The sequence below is a fragment of the Deefgea piscis genome (assembly GCF_019665785.1).
Classification (GTDB): Bacteria; Pseudomonadota; Gammaproteobacteria; order Burkholderiales; family Chitinibacteraceae; genus Deefgea.
Window position 1 is genome coordinate 446,020 of the sequence record NZ_CP081149.1, and the last position, 16,556, is coordinate 462,575.

20 protein-coding genes are annotated in these 16,556 nt (G+C 47.2%); 17 read left to right on the plus strand and 3 right to left on the minus strand.

What is annotated here, in order from left to right; translation table 11 throughout:
* Nucleotides 1-106 precede the first annotated feature (106 nt).
* Nucleotides 107-415 carry a GIY-YIG nuclease family protein gene (locus tag K4H25_RS02145; RefSeq protein WP_221021809.1) on the plus strand — a complete coding sequence of 103 codons (309 nt, stop codon included), beginning with the start codon at nt 107-109 and terminating at the stop codon, nt 413-415.
* Between the two features lie 55 nt (nt 416-470).
* On the opposite strand, the gene K4H25_RS02150 is transcribed toward K4H25_RS02145, so the two are convergent.
* The gene (locus K4H25_RS02150) at nt 471-1,706 is read right to left on the minus strand and encodes an AmpG family muropeptide MFS transporter (protein WP_221021810.1); all 1,236 of its coding nucleotides are present in this window, start codon (nt 1,704-1,706) and stop codon (nt 471-473) included.
* Between the two features lie 54 nt (nt 1,707-1,760).
* Nucleotides 1,761-2,534, minus strand: coding sequence for an exodeoxyribonuclease III (locus tag K4H25_RS02155; protein ID WP_221021811.1), 774 nt, complete (start codon nt 2,532-2,534; stop codon nt 1,761-1,763).
* A gap of 75 nt (nt 2,535-2,609) precedes the next feature.
* Between K4H25_RS02155 and pyrE the strand changes: the two genes are divergently transcribed.
* The 3 genes from pyrE to ppgK all read left to right on the plus strand — a co-directional run bounded on the left by pyrE (nt 2,610) and on the right by ppgK (nt 4,723).
* Complete coding sequence (gene pyrE / locus K4H25_RS02160) at nt 2,610-3,251, plus strand: orotate phosphoribosyltransferase (RefSeq protein WP_173532847.1); 642 nt, start codon at nt 2,610-2,612, stop codon at nt 3,249-3,251.
* Between the two features lie 13 nt (nt 3,252-3,264).
* The gene (locus tag K4H25_RS02165; protein ID WP_221021812.1) at nt 3,265-3,849 is read left to right on the plus strand and encodes a DUF4124 domain-containing protein; all 585 of its coding nucleotides are present in this window, start codon (nt 3,265-3,267) and stop codon (nt 3,847-3,849) included.
* Nucleotides 3,850-3,949: 100 nt separating this feature from the next.
* Entirely contained in the window at nt 3,950-4,723 is a 774-nt protein-coding gene (gene ppgK / locus K4H25_RS02170) for a polyphosphate--glucose phosphotransferase (RefSeq protein ID WP_221021813.1), read from the plus strand.
* A gap of 7 nt (nt 4,724-4,730) precedes the next feature.
* Here the strand turns inward: ppgK and K4H25_RS02175 are convergent, their stop codons facing one another.
* Entirely contained in the window at nt 4,731-4,967 is a 237-nt protein-coding gene (locus tag K4H25_RS02175; protein ID WP_221021814.1) for a hypothetical protein, read from the minus strand.
* Here K4H25_RS02175 and mnmG point away from each other — a divergent pair.
* From mnmG to K4H25_RS02240, 13 genes are all read left to right on the plus strand, one after another.
* Complete coding sequence (gene mnmG, locus K4H25_RS02180; protein ID WP_221021815.1) at nt 4,966-6,867, plus strand: tRNA uridine-5-carboxymethylaminomethyl(34) synthesis enzyme MnmG; 1,902 nt, start codon at nt 4,966-4,968, stop codon at nt 6,865-6,867. The two genes, K4H25_RS02175 and mnmG, sit on opposite strands and share 2 nt — an antisense overlap.
* Complete coding sequence (gene rsmG / locus K4H25_RS02185) at nt 6,864-7,514, plus strand: 16S rRNA (guanine(527)-N(7))-methyltransferase RsmG (protein ID WP_221021816.1); 651 nt, start codon at nt 6,864-6,866, stop codon at nt 7,512-7,514. Before mnmG ends, rsmG begins: the two co-directional genes overlap by 4 nt.
* 49 nt (nt 7,515-7,563) lie before the next feature.
* Entirely contained in the window at nt 7,564-8,349 is a 786-nt protein-coding gene (locus tag K4H25_RS02190) for a ParA family protein (protein ID WP_308443232.1), read from the plus strand.
* Between the two features lie 80 nt (nt 8,350-8,429).
* Nucleotides 8,430-9,266 carry a ParB/RepB/Spo0J family partition protein gene (locus K4H25_RS02195; RefSeq protein ID WP_221021818.1) on the plus strand — a complete coding sequence of 279 codons (837 nt, stop codon included), beginning with the start codon at nt 8,430-8,432 and terminating at the stop codon, nt 9,264-9,266.
* A gap of 197 nt (nt 9,267-9,463) precedes the next feature.
* A complete protein-coding gene (locus K4H25_RS02200; RefSeq protein WP_182076067.1) occupies nt 9,464-9,853 on the plus strand; it encodes an ATP synthase subunit I in 390 nt (129 codons plus the stop codon).
* A gap of 3 nt (nt 9,854-9,856) precedes the next feature.
* A complete protein-coding gene (gene atpB / locus K4H25_RS02205) occupies nt 9,857-10,660 on the plus strand; it encodes a F0F1 ATP synthase subunit A (protein WP_221021819.1) in 804 nt (267 codons plus the stop codon).
* 94 nt (nt 10,661-10,754) lie between these two features.
* A complete protein-coding gene (gene atpE / locus K4H25_RS02210) occupies nt 10,755-11,039 on the plus strand; it encodes a F0F1 ATP synthase subunit C (protein ID WP_173532855.1) in 285 nt (94 codons plus the stop codon).
* Nucleotides 11,040-11,072: 33 nt separating this feature from the next.
* The gene (locus K4H25_RS02215) at nt 11,073-11,543 is read left to right on the plus strand and encodes a F0F1 ATP synthase subunit B (protein WP_221021820.1); all 471 of its coding nucleotides are present in this window, start codon (nt 11,073-11,075) and stop codon (nt 11,541-11,543) included.
* 7 nt (nt 11,544-11,550) lie between these two features.
* Nucleotides 11,551-12,087: a F0F1 ATP synthase subunit delta gene (locus K4H25_RS02220; protein ID WP_221021821.1), complete on the plus strand. Its 537-nt coding sequence runs from the start codon at nt 11,551-11,553 to the stop codon at nt 12,085-12,087.
* A gap of 8 nt (nt 12,088-12,095) precedes the next feature.
* Nucleotides 12,096-13,637, plus strand: a complete 1,542-nt coding sequence (gene atpA / locus K4H25_RS02225) for a F0F1 ATP synthase subunit alpha (RefSeq protein ID WP_221021822.1) — start codon at nt 12,096-12,098, stop codon at nt 13,635-13,637.
* 28 nt (nt 13,638-13,665) lie between these two features.
* Nucleotides 13,666-14,535 (plus strand): F0F1 ATP synthase subunit gamma, encoded by an 870-nt coding sequence (atpG, locus tag K4H25_RS02230; RefSeq protein WP_221021823.1) that lies wholly within the window; start codon nt 13,666-13,668, stop codon nt 14,533-14,535.
* Between the two features lie 36 nt (nt 14,536-14,571).
* A complete protein-coding gene (gene atpD / locus K4H25_RS02235) occupies nt 14,572-15,951 on the plus strand; it encodes a F0F1 ATP synthase subunit beta (RefSeq protein ID WP_173532860.1) in 1,380 nt (459 codons plus the stop codon).
* 11 nt (nt 15,952-15,962) lie between these two features.
* Entirely contained in the window at nt 15,963-16,391 is a 429-nt protein-coding gene (locus tag K4H25_RS02240) for a F0F1 ATP synthase subunit epsilon (protein ID WP_173532861.1), read from the plus strand.
* Nucleotides 16,392-16,556 lie beyond the last annotated feature (165 nt).

Genomic DNA, 16,556 nt, shown 5'->3' on the forward strand with positions numbered 1-16,556 from the left:
TGATTCTGGCCCTTGTAGTATGAGTTTCAGAGAAATATACCTTTGCTTAAAGCTTTTGTAGTGATGCTATGATGGATTAGAATGCAGATCTTTAGGTTGCGATGTTATGACTTGGTTTGTTTATATTTTAGTTTGTCGAGGTAATAAACTGTATACCGGTATCACTACGGATATAGCGCGTCGATATGCACAGCATTTAAATGGAAAAGGCGCTCGCTATACGCGTGCTTTTCCTCCTGAGCGGATTTTAATTAGCTGGGTTTGTAATGATCATCGAGTTGCTTTGCGGGTTGAATATGCGATTAAGCAGTTAACGACGCCACAAAAGTGGGCTTTAGTGGATAAATCGTTAAGCTTGGGTGAAGAATTAATTTGTATTGATGGGATTTGGACCGAAGCTGAATTGAAAGTATAAAAAATCACGATGAACTAATAAATTCATCGTGATATGAAATACCATCAGTAATTATTTATTGATCTAGTTTATAAATCGTTTTGCGTAGAACAAACAATAAAGCGAGTCCTGGTAATGCAATTGCGGCTGAAATTACAAAGAAATGTGACCAACCCACTGCTGTAACGAGATAGCCAGATGCCGGCCCCACATAAACTCGACCAAAAGCAGTTAATGCAGATAAGAGTGCGTATTGAGTTGCAGTGAAATTGGGGTTGCATAAACTCATTAATAGAGCGACTGCTGCTGTTGTGCCCATCCCGCCGGCTAGATTTTCGGTACTGATCGCAAAGAGTAATAAGCCAATATCAGGTGCGCCATGAATGGCAATAAGCCAATAACCTAAATTGGTGAGTGCTTGTAATATGCCAAAGATGACCAGCGATTTATATAAGCCCCAGCGCAACATCAAGATGGCCCCCGCAAAGCCACCGACTAAAGTCGCAACGAGTCCAAATACTTTATAAGCTTGGCCAATAATTGATTTGCTATATCCCATGTCGAGCAAGAATTTGGTCGATAAGCTGCCAGCAAATGCATCGCCAAGTTTATAGGCCACGACTAAGGCTAATAAAATCCACGCGCCATCACGGGAAAAAAACTCTTTTAATGGATCGATAATCGCAGAGCGTAGACTCAGTGGTGGCTTGGTCTGTAATACGGGCTCGGGGGAAAAAAAGGTAACGATGGCCATGGTGGCCATAATCCCCGCCATAACCAGGTAAGTTTGTTCCCAAGTTAATATGCCGTCGGCCAGAATAAGTGCGACAGCGCCCGATGTGAGCATGGCCATTCGATAGCCGAAGACGCCAACAGCCGCTCCTGCTCCGCGCTCTTCGGGTTGCAGTACTTCTGTGCGGTAGGCATCAATGACGACGTCTTGTGTTGCTGAAAAGAAAGCAATTAATAGCGCCATCAAGGCAAAAGTAGCCAAGTGAGTTTGTGGATCAAGCCCACTCATTTTGGCGATGACTGCGGCGAGCGCAATTTGGGTAATTAAAATCCAACCCCGGCGCCGGCCTAAGAATGGCATTGGAAAGCGATCCACTAGGGGTGACCATAAAAATTTCCAAGTATAGGGCTGCCCAACCAAGGTAAACCAACCTATGGTTTTAATATCTAAACCGGCATCGGATAACCATGCTTGCAGTGTGGACCCTGTGAGTGCTAATGGCAGGCCAGAAGCAAAGCCAAGTAGCATTGCCGCACAAATTCGCCGATTATTAAAAACTGCTAGATATTTAGAAAACATAGGTGTATTGCTCTGTGTCTGTTTATTTTTATGGGCTGTACAGCAATACTTAGCTTATATTGAATAGTCGTAATCAATCACCAGTGGTGCGTGATCGGAAAATTTTTCATCTTTGTAAACGTAAGCATGCTTGGCTGTGGCAGCCAATTGTGGGGTCGCGATTTGGTAATCGATGCGCCAGCCAACGTCTTTGGCATAGGCCTGTCCTCGGTTGCTCCACCAGGTGTAGCCAGGTACTTCTGGGTACAGAGTGCGCCAGACATCAACCAGCTGTAGTTCACCGAGCATGCGCGTAAACCAAGTGCGTTCTTCGGGTAGAAAGCCGGAATTTTTTAAATTACCTTTCCAGTTTTTTAAGTCGATTTCATTGTGGGCAATGTTCCAGTCGCCCATCACGATAACATCACGACCCGAGGCCGATAATGTGGCCAGATGCGACCAAAAATGATCTAAAAAGACAAACTTAACCGCTTGACGCTCTTCTGAAGATGAACCTGAAGGCAAATACAGTGAAATGACCGATAAATTACCAAAGCGGACTTCTAAATAGCGTCCTTCGGCATCAATTTCAGGAATGCCAAGACCGACAATAACTTGTTCTGCAGCTCGGCGGCAGTACAGACCGACGCCGCTATAGCCTTTTTTTTCTGCGTAGTGAAAATAACCCGTTAGACCGGCCGGGTTTTGCATTTCGGGGCTTAAATCAGCGGCTTGTGCTTTCAGTTCTTGTACGCCAATGATGTCAGCATTTTGGCCGGCTAACCAAGTTAAAAAACCTTTGCTGGTGGCTGAGCGAATACCGTTGAGATTGGCAGAAATGATGCGCACGGGGAGAAATCCTTGTTCAAGGGTGATATGCTTCGGGGTTATTTAAATAGTAATGTTTTAGAGGGATTATTCCGCATGACTGATTTTCGCCGCGACTTCATCCGTTTTGCTGTAGAGCAACAAGTACTTTGTTTTGGCGATTTTATCACCAAAGCAGGCCGTGCTTCGCCGTACTTTTTTAATGCCGGACTTTTTAGCGATGGCACTTCAGTCGGTGAATTAGCGCGATTTTACGCACAGGCTGCGCTGGCCTCGGGTGTGGAGTTCGATGTTTTATTTGGACCTGCGTATAAAGGCATTGTCTTGGCGTCAGCAACGGCGGTCGCACTATCTAGTGCTGGGCATAATGTCCCCTTCGTGTTTAACCGCAAAGAAGCCAAAGATCACGGAGAAGGCGGTGTGCTGGTTGGCGCGCCACTCAAGGGTCGGGTGATGATTATTGATGATGTGATCTCGGCAGGCACTTCAGTGCGTGAGTCGGTCAATATGATTCGCGCAGCGGGTGCAGAGCCAGCTGGGGTGTTGATTGCATTGGATCGGATGGAGCGTGGGCAAGGTGATTTGTCGGCAGTGCAAGAGGTCGAACAACAGTTTGGTATTCCGGTTATTCCAATTGCAACGTTACAAGATTTATTGGGATTTCTTGCAGAACAAAAAGGAATGACTGACAATCTAGATAGAGTGCAAAGTTATCGTCGTCAGTATGGCATTGATTAATTAAAGGGTAGATATGCGTTTTGTGTGGGTATTGCCATTATTGCTATTTCATCAGTTGTGTTATGCGACAGTATATCGCTGGGTTGATGAAACAGGTAAGGTGCAATATAGCGATAAACCGCCGCTGGGCCAGTCAAAATCCTTAATGGAATTGGATAAATCAGCGCGGGTACGCAAAGGCAATGAGGCGGTACTCAGCACGGAAGAAAAGCAGGCATTAGAAGAGAAAAAACGGGTTGAGCAAGAGCAACGGCGGGCGGATAAGGCGTTGCTCCAATCCTTTTCTAAGCCAGAAGAAATCGATTTATTGCGTGACCGACAAATTGAGGCGGTTGATGCTGGAATGCAAACTAATGTGTTACGTCGCGCAACCGCACAAAAGCGCTTAGACGCACAGCAAACCCAATTAAATAAATTAAGCAATAATCAGCGTGCAGTTTCTGCTGAATTATTGGCTGATATTGCAGTAACAAAAAAAGAATTGGCTGATATTGATAGCGCTATTGCCACTCAGCAGCGAGCTGTTATTGCCATTAAAGAGAAGGCCGAGTTGCAAAAGAAACGTTTGATTGAATTAAGGAATATTCAACCTCGTTAAAGCATTAGCCATTGGATTTACAGTTTCATTGAGATTGCGGTGCTCTTGTCATGTGAGAGATGTCAGTATCAATATTAATTTTTTGCGAGAAGTAAATCATATGATTGAAAATAATGAACCAGTCCGCGCGGTACTCGGTATTGATATTGGTGGCACTGGCATTAAAGGTGCGCCGGTAAATGTGGCCACTGGTGAGTTCTTGGCTGAGCGACATCGAATAGATACGCCTCAGCCAGCCACGCCGGAGGCGATTGGACAAGTACTCAAGCAATTGGTTGAGCATTTTGCATGGACTGGACCCATTGGCTGTACTTTTCCTGCGATTGTGCACAATGGTGTGACTATGTCGGCGGCGAACGTCGATCAAAGCTGGATTCAAGCGCCTGCGCAAGAAATCTTGGCTCAAGCGACAGGCTTGCCCTTGGTTTTAATGAACGATGCAGATGCAGCGGGTCTGGCAGAGGTGGTATTTGGTGCTGCGAAGGGGCGGCAGGGTAAAACGATTGTGATTACCTTGGGAACGGGGATAGGTAGCGCATTGATTGTTGATGGCCAGTTGGTGAGTAATACTGAATTTGGTCATCTTATTTTTCCAACTGACGAGATTGCTGAAAAATATTGCTCAGCCAAAGTAAAAGAAGAAAGCGGCATGAAATGGCCAGCATTTACTGAGCGTTTAAATCAATATTTACTGCATTTACAATTATTATTTTCACCTGACTTTTTGATTATCGGTGGTGGAATTAGTAAAAAGCATGAAAAATTCATTCCCAATTTAATAGATTTGCGTTTTCCTGTCGTTCCAGCGGACTTAAAAAATGATGCAGGAATCGTCGGTGCGGCGCTTGAGGCAGCACGGCAGAGTGGCATTTAAATCGAACTTATTGAACCACCTTTAAAGCAGTATAAAAAAACGCGCAGCTTGATTCGGCGCGTTTTTTTTGTTGCCCATCGATTGCATCATTAATCCATGACGTATTACAAGTGATGATCAAGATTACACGCTGTAATGCGAATGAATGCACTAAATTTTCCGTTTTATTGTGGTGAACTCCTCGCGCAAGTCTCTGTTTTGCCTTAAAATATTCGCCCTTTGCTTTTATTTGGAAATGCGCCATGCGCTATCCCGTTCGATATGATGTGATTGTAGTTGGTGGTGGTCACGCCGGTACTGAAGCCGCCCTAGCTAGCGCCCGTATGGGGCGTAAAACCTTATTGCTGACGCACAATATTGAAACCCTGGGGCAAATGAGCTGCAATCCATCGATTGGTGGCATTGGTAAGGGGCATTTGGTCAAAGAAGTCGATGCACTGGGTGGCGCGATGGCATTGGCGACAGATATGGGCGGCATTCAGTTTAAAACGCTCAACGCCAGTAAAGGCCCTGCCGTGCGCGCAACGCGTGCGCAGGCTGATCGGATTTTATATAAAGCCGCGATTCGTGGCATGTTGGAAAATCAAGAAAATCTAGATATTTTTCAACAAGCTGTCGATGACTTGCTACTCGACGGCGATAAAGTCATTGGCGCTGTAACTCAAATTGGTATTGAGTTTATGGCCGCTAGCGTGGTGCTGACTGCTGGGACTTTCTTGGGTGGCAAAATCCACGTGGGTTTAGAGAACCATGTCGGTGGACGCGCTGGCGATCCAGCATCGGTAACGCTATCACATCGTTTGCGTGAATTGAATTTACCGGTTGGACGTTTAAAGACTGGTACGCCGCCACGCATTGATGGTCGGACGATTAATTTAAGTATTTTACCGATTCAACCGGGCGATACGCCGGAGCCGGTGTTTTCATTGCGCGGCTCACGCGCCATGCATCCACGGCAAATGCCATGCTGGATTGCGCAAACCAATGCGCGTACGCACGATATTATTCGCTCTGGTTTTGATCGCAGCCCGATGTTTACTGGCAAGATTGAAGGGGTTGGTCCGCGTTATTGCCCGAGTATTGAAGACAAAATTAATCGTTTTGCCGATAAAGATAGCCATCAGATTTTCCTTGAGCCCGAAGGCTTAACCACCCATGAGTTTTACCCGAATGGTATCTCGACCAGCTTGCCGTTTGATATTCAATTGGCCGCAGTACAGTCGATGGTGGGTTTAGAAAACGCACGAATTTTGCGTCCAGGTTATGCCATTGAGTACGATTATTTTGATCCTCGGGCATTAAAAAATAGTTTTGAATCCAAAGCCATTGCCGGATTATTCTTTGCTGGGCAAGTGAATGGCACAACTGGCTATGAAGAAGCCGCCGCGCAGGGCTTGTTTGCCGGTTTGAATGCTGCATTGTATGCGCGTGATGAAGCGCCATGGTGCCCAGGTCGTGATGAAGCCTATCTTGGGGTATTGGTCGATGATTTAGTTACTAAGGGCGTTACCGAGCCATACCGTATGTTTACCAGTCGTGCTGAATTCCGTCTGCAATTGCGTGAAGATAATGCCGATTTGCGTTTGACCGAGCATGGTCGTCGCTTAGGCTTGGTTGGCGATGCACAATGGCAGGCGTTTGAGATCAAGCGCGAAGCAATTGCGACTGAACTTGAGCGGATGAAATCGACGTGGGTTAATCCACGGATTTTGGCTGCTGCCGATGCCGAGCGCGTCTTGGGCAAAGCCATTGAGCGTGAATACACCTTGGCCGAATTATTACGCCGTCCCGAAGTGACTTATGACAGTTTAATGTCGCTGGCGGTCGCCGGTCCTGGTGTGAGTGATGCAACTGTGGCAGAACAGATCGAAATTAACGTTAAATATCAGGGTTATATCGAACGACAACAATCTGAGGTCGCAAAACGCGATACCCTAGAAGATGTTGTGCTGCCAGATAACTTTGACTACAGCGTGATATCTGGTTTGTCGAAAGAGATTCAACAAAAATTAAGCACGCAACGCCCACAAACATTAGGCTTAGCTTCGCGAATTTCTGGTGTAACACCGGCGGCTTTGGCCTTGTTGGTGGTGTATTTGAAAAAAAACCAGCGGGCTGCCGCCGTGGATGAGGAATTGAAATGAGCGTGATCGTGGATAAAAACCTTGCCGAAATGCTGGCCAATGGCTTGAGCGAAATGGGGCTTGTGCTCAGCAGTGAACAGCAAAATAAACTATTGGCCTATGTCGGCCTATTAGAAAAATGGAATAAAACCTATAGCTTGACGTCGATTCGTGAACCAGAGCGGATGGTGCCACTGCATTTGCTGGATTCACTCGCTCCGCTGGCCAAGTTACCCGATCATGCTTTACGCATGTTGGATGTCGGCTCTGGTTTTGGCACGCCGGGTATTCCATTGGCGATTGCTCGGCCCGATTGGCAGCTGACTTTGCTGGATTCAAATCACAAAAAAACCACTTTTTTGCGACAAGCGATTTTAGAGTTAAAGCTCGACAATATCAGCGTGGTGACTGACCGTGTTGAAGCGTATCAACCTGAAACTGGGTTTCAAATTATTACTTCACGGGCGTTTGCTGAATTGTCTGAGTTTGTACGTTTGACTGGGCATTTATTGGCTGAAGGTGGCGAGTGGGCGGCACTTAAAGGGGTCTATCCCTATGAGGAAATTGCCCTGCTACCTGCAGGCGTACACGTGACAGGGGTAGATAGCTTGGCAGTGCCTGGTTTAGATGCGGAGCGGCATTTGGTCCATGTGGTGAAAGTCATTTGATCTTCAACCGTATCACTTTAAAGCGCTTCAAATCCCGATGGGAACGACGATGAAAGTGTTGGCAATAGCGAATCAGAAAGGGGGCGTCGGCAAAACGACCACGGCAGTGAATTTGGCTGCCAGTCTGGCGCATTTGGGTCAGCGTGTGTTGTTGGTTGACCTTGATCCACAGGCGAATGCCACGATGGGCTCGGGGGTAGATAAATCGAAACTAAAGCATTCAATTTATTCCTTGTTGCTCGGCGATTCAACGATGGCGCAAACCACGCAACATTCCGAAAGCGGAGGCTTTGATTTACTGCCAGCTTCGCGCGATTTGGCTGGCGCAGAGGTGGAGCTGGTGGATGCTAATGAGCGCGAAATGCGTTTAAAGTCGGCGTTGTCCGGCGTGAATGCTCAGTACGATTATGTTTTGCTCGATTGTCCGCCGGCACTGAACTTACTGACGCTCAATGGCTTGGTCGCTGCTGATGCGGTATTGATTCCAATGCAGTGTGAATACTATGCGCTGGAAGGGCTGTCTGATTTGGTGAATACGCTGCGCCGGATTAAGCAAAGTTTGAATAAAAAAATTGAAATAGAAGGTTTACTACGCACCATGTTCGATCCGCGCTCGACGTTAGCGCAACAAGTCTCTGAGCAATTGGTAAAGCATTTTACTAGCAAGCTATATCACACCGTCATTCCCCGCAATGTGCGTTTGGCCGAAGCGCCGAGTTATGGCCGTCCAATCTTGGCCTACGACAAATCGTCTAAGGGGGCACAAGCCTATTTGCAATTAGCGAACGAAATGCTGGCGCGACATGCCTGCGGTGAAGTTGCGCCGAGTATATGAAATGATCGCTGAGCAAGGTCATGACTGCGTAGCGCCAATTGATTTGCGCTTTGTATTCCCCGGTTTTAGGATAAACACGCATGGTGAGTAAAAAATTTAAAGGTTTAGGACGTGGCTTGGATGCGCTGATGGGCGATCCATCGGTGGGTGACACGCTAAAAACCTTGGCACTTGACGTGTTGCAGCCTGGCAAATATCAGCCTCGTACCGTAATGGATGAAGTGGCGCTGAATGAATTGGCCGACTCAATTCGCTCACAAGGTTTGATGCAACCGGTTTTGGTGCGCGAAATTGATATTGATCGCTACGAAATTATCGCTGGCGAGCGCCGCTGGCGCGCGTGTTTGCTGGCGGGGTTGACTGAAATTCCTGCCTTGGTGCGCGTCATTAGCGATGAAGCCGCACTGGCAATGGCCTTGATCGAGAATATACAACGCGAGAATCTTAATCCGCTTGAAGAGGCGATTGGTATTCAGCGTTTGATCGATGAATTTGGCTTAACACAAGAAGCGGCGGCGCAAGCCGTGGGAAAATCTCGCCCGAGTGTGGCAAATTTATTACGTTTATTGCATTTAACTGAGCCAGTACGGGAAATCCTACTACGCGGCGAAATGGATATGGGGCATGCTCGGGCTTTGCTGCCGCTTGATACCTTGCAACAATTAGAAGTCGCTCGCTTGGTGGTATTAAAAGGCTTGTCGGTTCGCGAGGTTGAGGCGCTAGTCAAAAAAATGCAGCAAGAGCCGATGACAGCCAAGCAACACAAGCCAGATCCTGATGTATTGCGCTTGCAAGAGGAAGTATCGAGCAGGATTGGGGCTCGTGTGGTCATTCAATCGGGCAAGAAGGGGAGTGGTCGGGTCACGATTGAGTATGGTAGTTTAGATCAATTGGATGCGTTGTTGGCGCGCCTGTAAGCCTTGTTGGAACTGTTTGACATTGAATTGACGAATAAAATTCTAAAAAAATGTAGCTCTTTGATTTATTACGTTTTTAGAAAGAAATTGGCGGCTTTTTAAGTTGGATTTTGTTTTGCAAAAAATAAAAATAAATCCACCAAAGTCAACGGTAATAAATTGACGCAAGGCAAATCAACTCCGTATAATCGCGTCGTTTGTCTTACGGTGATGTGATGTACGGGAAGGCACAGATTCGTGGCATCATTCGGTTACAAATCGGATTTACGATGCTCCTTACAATTGCGCTACTTTTGATTGTGGATCAGAAGGCGGCAATTGCAAGTTTTTCTGGTGGATTAATTGCAGTCTTAGGCAGCGTGTTGTATTCGCTGATTGCCTATCGTGCTCGATTAGCTGCCGCAGCTGAATTGTTGCGACGCCACTTTGCAGCAGAAATGGCAAAGCTTTCAGTAACGCTGATTGCGTTCGCAGCGTTCTTTATGTTTTATCGGGATGTCGCTTGGGCTTGGGTATTCGCAGGATACTTAGTTGCAGCTAGCGCCTACTGGTTTGGGCTTTTAATTAAATTTGACGGTAAAAAGTAAATTATGGCACAAGATGCAACTAGTTATATCCAGCACCATTTGACCTTTGCAAAGGCTGATTTATTCGGCGGTTTCCACTTGGATTCTTTCTGGATTTCTTTGGCATTGGGCATGTTGTTTGTCGGCGTATTTGCCTACGTTGCTCGCAGAGCAACACCAGGAGTACCAGGCCGTTTGCAAAACTTTGTTGAGTTGATTGTTGAGATGGTCGACAACCAAATCAAGGATGCTTTCCACGGCAAATCAAAAGTAATTGGTCCATTGTCATTGACGATCTTTTGCTGGGTCTTCTTGATGAATGCAATGGACTTGTTGCCAGTTGATCTCTTGCCAATGTTTGCGCAATGGTATGGTCATACTTTCTACGGTGCCGATCCACATCATGTTTATTTGCGCGTCGTGCCAACGGCTGACGTTAACGTGACGTTTGCGATGTCGTTGACTGTTTTGCTGATGATTATTGGCTTCTCGATCTCTGCTAAAGGTTTGTTTGGCTGGATTAAAGAACTATTTACTGCGCCGTTTCATGCTGAAAGCTTGCCGATGATTATTTTGCTAGCGCCAGCGAATTTCGCGATGCAAATGGTTGAGATGATTGCTAAGCCTGTTTCGTTATCACTACGTCTGTTCGGTAATATGTATGCCGGTGAGTTGATCTTTATCTTGATCGCTTTGCTGCCGTGGTGGGTTAACTGGGTGCTCGGCACGCCATGGGCCATCTTCCATATCTTGGTAATTACGCTACAAGCCTTCGTCTTTATGATGTTGACGATTGTTTACTTGAGCTTGGCTGTAGAAGACCATTGATTTTAAGTCTAGTGGCGTGTATCGGTTGGGTGCACGGCATTAGACTCAGTTTTACCCAACCTCGTAACTTTTGAATCAAACTAGGAGTCTCAAAATGGTTTCACCTGAAGTAATTGCTTCCGTACAAGGCATGACTGTTATCGCTGCTGCGATCATCATTGGTTTGGCTGCTATTGGTACTGCACTTGGTTTTGCTATCCTCGGTGGCAAATTTCTTGAGTCTGCTGCTCGTCAGCCAGAAATGATTCCAGTTTTGCAAACTAAACTGTTTATTATCGCTGGTCTGTTGGATGCGATTTCGATGATTGGCGTTGGTGTGGCTATGCTTTACACCTTCAACAACCCATTCCTGGCTGCTCTGACTGTTGCTGCTCAATAATCTTTTGATCAGCCTTTAAGGAGGACATTCAGCGTGGAATTTAATTCGTCTCTCATAGGTCAGATGATCACTTTTGGTCTCTTGATCCTGTTCACGATGAAGTTCGTTTGGCCTCCGCTGATCAAGATGATGGATGAGCGTGCTAAACGCATTGCAGATGGCTTGGCCTCTGCAGATCGTGCCAAACAAGATCTTGAGAATGCTGAGAAAAAATCAGCGGACAAACTGCGTGAAGCAAAACAAAGCGCAGCTGAGATCATTGCCCAAGCCGAAAAGCGTGCAGCGCAACTTGTCGATGAAGCTAAAGGCAATGCCAAAGTAGAAGGCGAACGCCTGATCGCTGGCGCCCAAGGTGAAATCGAGCAGCAAATTCAGCAAGCTAAAGAAACGCTTCGTCAGCAAGTTGCCGTATTGGCAATCGCTGGTGCTGAGCAGATCTTACGTCGCGAAATCGACGCAGCGAAGCATGCTGATATGCTGACATCCATCAAAGCGGAATTGTAAGATAGTCATGGCAGAACTTATAACCGTCGCTAGACCCTACGCCGAGGCCGTTTTCCGGCTGGCTAAAGAAGGCAATACGCTTTCTCAATGGTCGGATACGCTTGCTAATCTGGCGCTTATTGCCCAGAACCAAGAGATTCTTGACGTAGTGGCTAATCCAAAGTGTTCTGCTGATCAAGTACAGGAGCTGTTGGTTGGGCTTCTGGGTACTGAAGCAAACGCCGAGGTTAAAAACTTCCTGGCAGCAGTGCTCGAAAATCGTCGTTTTGCCACTTTACCGGCTGTGTCGACTTTATTTGAAGAACTGAAAGCGGCAGACGAAGGTGTAGCGCAAGCGCACATTGAATCTGCTTTTGCTATGACTGATGCCCAACTGGCCGAACTGACGGCTACGCTCACTCAGCAACTTAAACGCAAGATTAGCGCCGATGTTAGTGTCAACCCCGAGTTAATCGGTGGTGTGAAAGTAACGATTGGTGACTTAGTTATTGATGCCTCGGTTAGCGGCAAATTAACTGCCCTTGCGACAAGCCTGAAGAGTTAGGAGAAATCATGCAACTTAATCCGTCCGAAATCAGTGAACTGATTAAAGCTCGGATCCAAAATCTACCCCAAGGCGCACAATCCAGCACGACTGGTACTGTAGTGTCGGTAACTGACGGTATCGTGCGCGTGCACGGTTTGTCGGAAGTTATGCAAGGTGAGATGTTGGAGTTCCCGGGTAATACCTTCGGTCTGGCGCTTAACTTAGAGCGCGATTCTGTAGGTGCTGTTATTTTAGGTGACTACAAACATATCGCCGAAGGTGATGTTGTTAAGTGTACCGGCCGTATCTTGGAAGTACCTATTGGTCGTGAGTTGATCGGTCGCGTTGTGAACGCATTGGGTCAACCTATCGACGGCAAAGGCCCATTGGGCACGACTATGTCTGCGCCAATTGAAAAAATTGCCCCAGGCGTTATTGCGCGTCAATCGGTTTCACAACCATTGCAAACCGGTATCAAGTCAATTGATACCATGGTGCCAGTGGGTCGTGGTCAGCGCGAGTTGATCATTGGTGACCGTCAAACAGGTAAAACTGCTGTTGCACTCGATGCGATCATTAACCAAAAAGGTACTGGCGTTACATGTATCTATGTGGCGATTGGTCAAAAAGCATCTTCGATTGCTAACGTGGTTCGCAAGTTGGAAGAACACGGTGCATTGGGTCACACGATTATTGTTGCAGCTGCCGCTTCTGAAGCTGCTGCTCTGCAATACATCGCTGCGTACTCTGGTTGCACCATGGGCGAATACTTCCGCGATCGTGGTGAAGATGCCTTGATCGTTTATGATGATTTGTCTAAGCAAGCCGTTGCTTACCGTCAAATTTCATTGCTTTTGCGTCGTCCTCCGGGCCGTGAAGCATTCCCTGGTGATGTTTTCTATCTCCACAGCCGCTTGTTGGAACGCGCATCGCGTATCAATGAAGTTGAAGTTGAGAAGCTAACTAATGGTGAAGTGAAAGGTAAAACAGGTTCGTTAACTGCATTGCCTATCATCGAAACTCAAGCTGGTGACGTTTCTGCCTTCGTTCCAACCAACGTTATTTCGATTACTGATGGTCAGATTTTCTTGGAAACTGACTTGTTCAACGCGGGTATTCGCCCAGCAATGAACGCCGGTATTTCGGTATCGCGTGTGGGTGGTGCTGCACAAACTAAAGTCATCAAGAAATTGGGTGGCGGCGTACGTTTGGCTTTGGCTCAGTACCGTGAATTGGCGGCATTTGCCCAGTTCGCTTCTGACCTTGATGAAGCAACACGTAAGCAATTGGAACGCGGCAAGATGGTGACTGAGTTGATGAAACAAGCTCAGTACAGCCCGATGAAAGTGGGTGAGTTGGGTGTTACCCTGCTCTTGATTAACAAAGGCGTTTATGATGACGTCGCTGTTGATCGCGCACTGGCATTTGAAGCTGCATTCCTTAGCCATCTCAAAGCCAATCATGCAGATGTATTGGCGCGTGTTGATGACAAGGGTGAGCTGTCTTCTGATGATGAAGCAGCCATTATGAAAGCAGTTGAAGCCTTTAAAGCCGGCGCTGCTTACTGATTTGAGACGTTGATAAAAGGATCAAATCATGGCAAGCGGTAAAGAGATTCGTACTAAGATCAAAAGCGTAAAAAACACGCAGAAGATCACCCGCGCCATGGAAATGGTTGCCACGTCGAAAATGCGCAAGGCTCAAGAGCGTATGAAGGCGGCCCGCCCTTACGGTGAAAAAATCCGTAATGTGGCTGGCCACTTGAGCCAAGCTTTGGTCGACTATGAGCATCCATATCTCCAAACGCGCGACACCGTCAAGCGGGTTGGCCTGATTATGGTGTCTTCGGACAAAGGTTTGTGTGGTGGTTTAAACACCAACGCCCTGCGTTCGGCTTTCAATAAAATGAAAGAATTGCACAACAATGGCGTTGAAGTCGTTGTGACCGCAATCGGCAATAAAGGGTTGGGTTTCATGAAGCGTAATGGCGCGAAGGTTCTTTCTTCGGCTGTTGGGCTGGGTGATACCCCGCATCTGGAACAGCTGATTGGCCCGATCAAAGTCATGATCGATGCCTTCGTTGCTGGTGAAGTAGACGAAGTACACATCGTTTACACTCGTTTCATTAACACCATGAAACAAGAGCCAGTTATCGAACAATTGTTGCCATTAGCCAGCGAATCGTTTGAACAACCGAAATCTGCGCACAACTGGGAATACCTGTATGAGCCAGATGCAAAAACGGTGATTGATGATTTGATGAATCGTTACGTAGAGGCCTTGGTTTACCAGGCCGTAGCGGAAAACATCGCATCAGAACAAGCGGCGCGTATGGTGGCGATGAAGGCTGCAACTGACAACGCTGACAATGTAATCGGCTCCCTGCAACTGCTATATAACAAAACGCGACAAGCGGCAATTACGAAAGAACTTTCGGAAATTGTTGGCGGCGCGGCAGCAGTTTAATTGGGCCCTGACGGATTAACTGGATTAGGAAAAACGATGAGCCAAGGTAAAATCGTACAAATCATTGGGCCAGTTGTTGACGTGGAATTCCCACGCGACAATATCCCCAAGGTGTATGACGCGCTCAAACTAGTTGGCGCAGAACTGACGCTGGAAGTTCAGCAACAGCTCGGCGACGGCGTAGTGCGCGCCATTGCCATGGGTAGTACCGATGGTCTTAAACGCGGTACAGGCGTTACCAACACTGGCGCACCAATCATGGTGCCAGTAGGTAATGCAACTCTGGGCCGTATTATGGATGTATTGGGCAACCCGATTGATGATGCAGGCCCTGTGAACGGCGAGGCAACTCGTGCAATTCACCAAGCTGCACCAAAATTCGATGAGTTGAACCAAAGTATTGATCTCTTAGAAACTGGTATCAAGGTTATTGACTTGGTTTGCCCGTTTGCTAAGGGTGGTAAAGTGGGTCTGTTCGGTGGTGCCGGTGTCGGCAAAACCGTGAACATGATGGAATTGATCAACAACATCGCTAAAGCGCACAGTGGTTTGTCTGTGTTTGCTGGTGTGGGTGAGCGTACTCGTGAGGGTAACGACTTCTACCACGAAATGAAGGACTCTAACGTTCTTGATAAAGTGGCGATGGTTTACGGTCAAATGAACGAGCCACCAGGCAACCGTTTGCGCGTAGCGTTGACGGGTCTGTCAATCGCGGAACATTTCCGTGACGAAGGCCGTGACATCTTGTTCTTTGTGGATAACATCTACCGCTACACCCTCGCTGGTACTGAAGTATCTGCGTTGTTGGGTCGTATGCCTTCTGCCGTGGGTTACCAACCGACATTGGCTGAAGAGATGGGTGCGCTTCAAGAGCGTATCACTTCGACTAAGACTGGCTCGATTACTTCGATTCAAGCCGTTTACGTACCTGCGGATGACTTGACCGATCCATCACCAGCAACAACCTTCGCTCACTTGGATGCGACCGTTGTTCTGAGCCGTGACATTGCTTCGTTAGGTATCTACCCTGCGGTAGATCCACTCGATTCAACTTCACGTCAATTGGATCCGCAAGTGGTTGGCGACGAGCACTACTCTGTAGCGCGTGGCGTTCAGCAAACATTGCAAAAGTACAAAGAATTGCAAGATATTATCGCGATTCTGGGTATGGACGAATTGTCTCCAGAAGACAAATTGTCAGTATCTCGTGCTCGTAAGATTCAACGTTTCTTGTCGCAACCGTTCCACGTTGCTGAAGTGTTCACTGGCTCGCCAGGCAAGTACGTTCCGCTCAAAGAAACCCTCAAGGGCTTCAAGGGCATCTTGAATGGCGATTACGATCACCTTCCAGAGCAAGCCTTCTATATGGTTGGCGGCATCGAAGAAGCGATCGAAAAAGCCAAGTCGATGCAATAAGGGGTTAAGCGATGGCCATGAGCATGCGTGTGGACGTAGTTAGTGCTGAAGAACTGATCTACTCTGGCTTAGCTGAGTTTATCTCAGCGCCTGCCGATAAGGGTGAGATTGGTATCTTGCCGCGGCACGCTCCGCTGTTGACCCGTATTCGTCCGGGTGCGATCCGTATTAAGATCGCCAACTCGAACGAAGACGATGTCATTCTGTTTGTTTCAGGTGGCATGCTTGAAGTTCAACCGGATGTGGTAACAGTCTTGGCTGATACTGCGATTCGTGGTGCAGACATTGATGAAGCGAAGGCGTTAGAAGCTAAACGCCGCGCAGAAGATGCGTTGAAAAACCATTCTTCTTCGATGGACTTTGCGATGGCGCAGGCTGAGTTGATGGATGCTGTAGCGAAACTTGCGGTAGTTTCTAAATTGAAACGCGGCGGCCATTAATTATTGCAATTGAGTTTGCAGTAATCGGATTGTAAAAATAAAAAGGCAGCTTCGGCTGCCTTTTTGCTTTATTTGCGTTTAAGTTGCTGGCATAAACGCAATAAAGTCATGTCATGCTGTGCGTGAACCACGCTGAAGATTAGAATAGCGACAAACCATTTATAT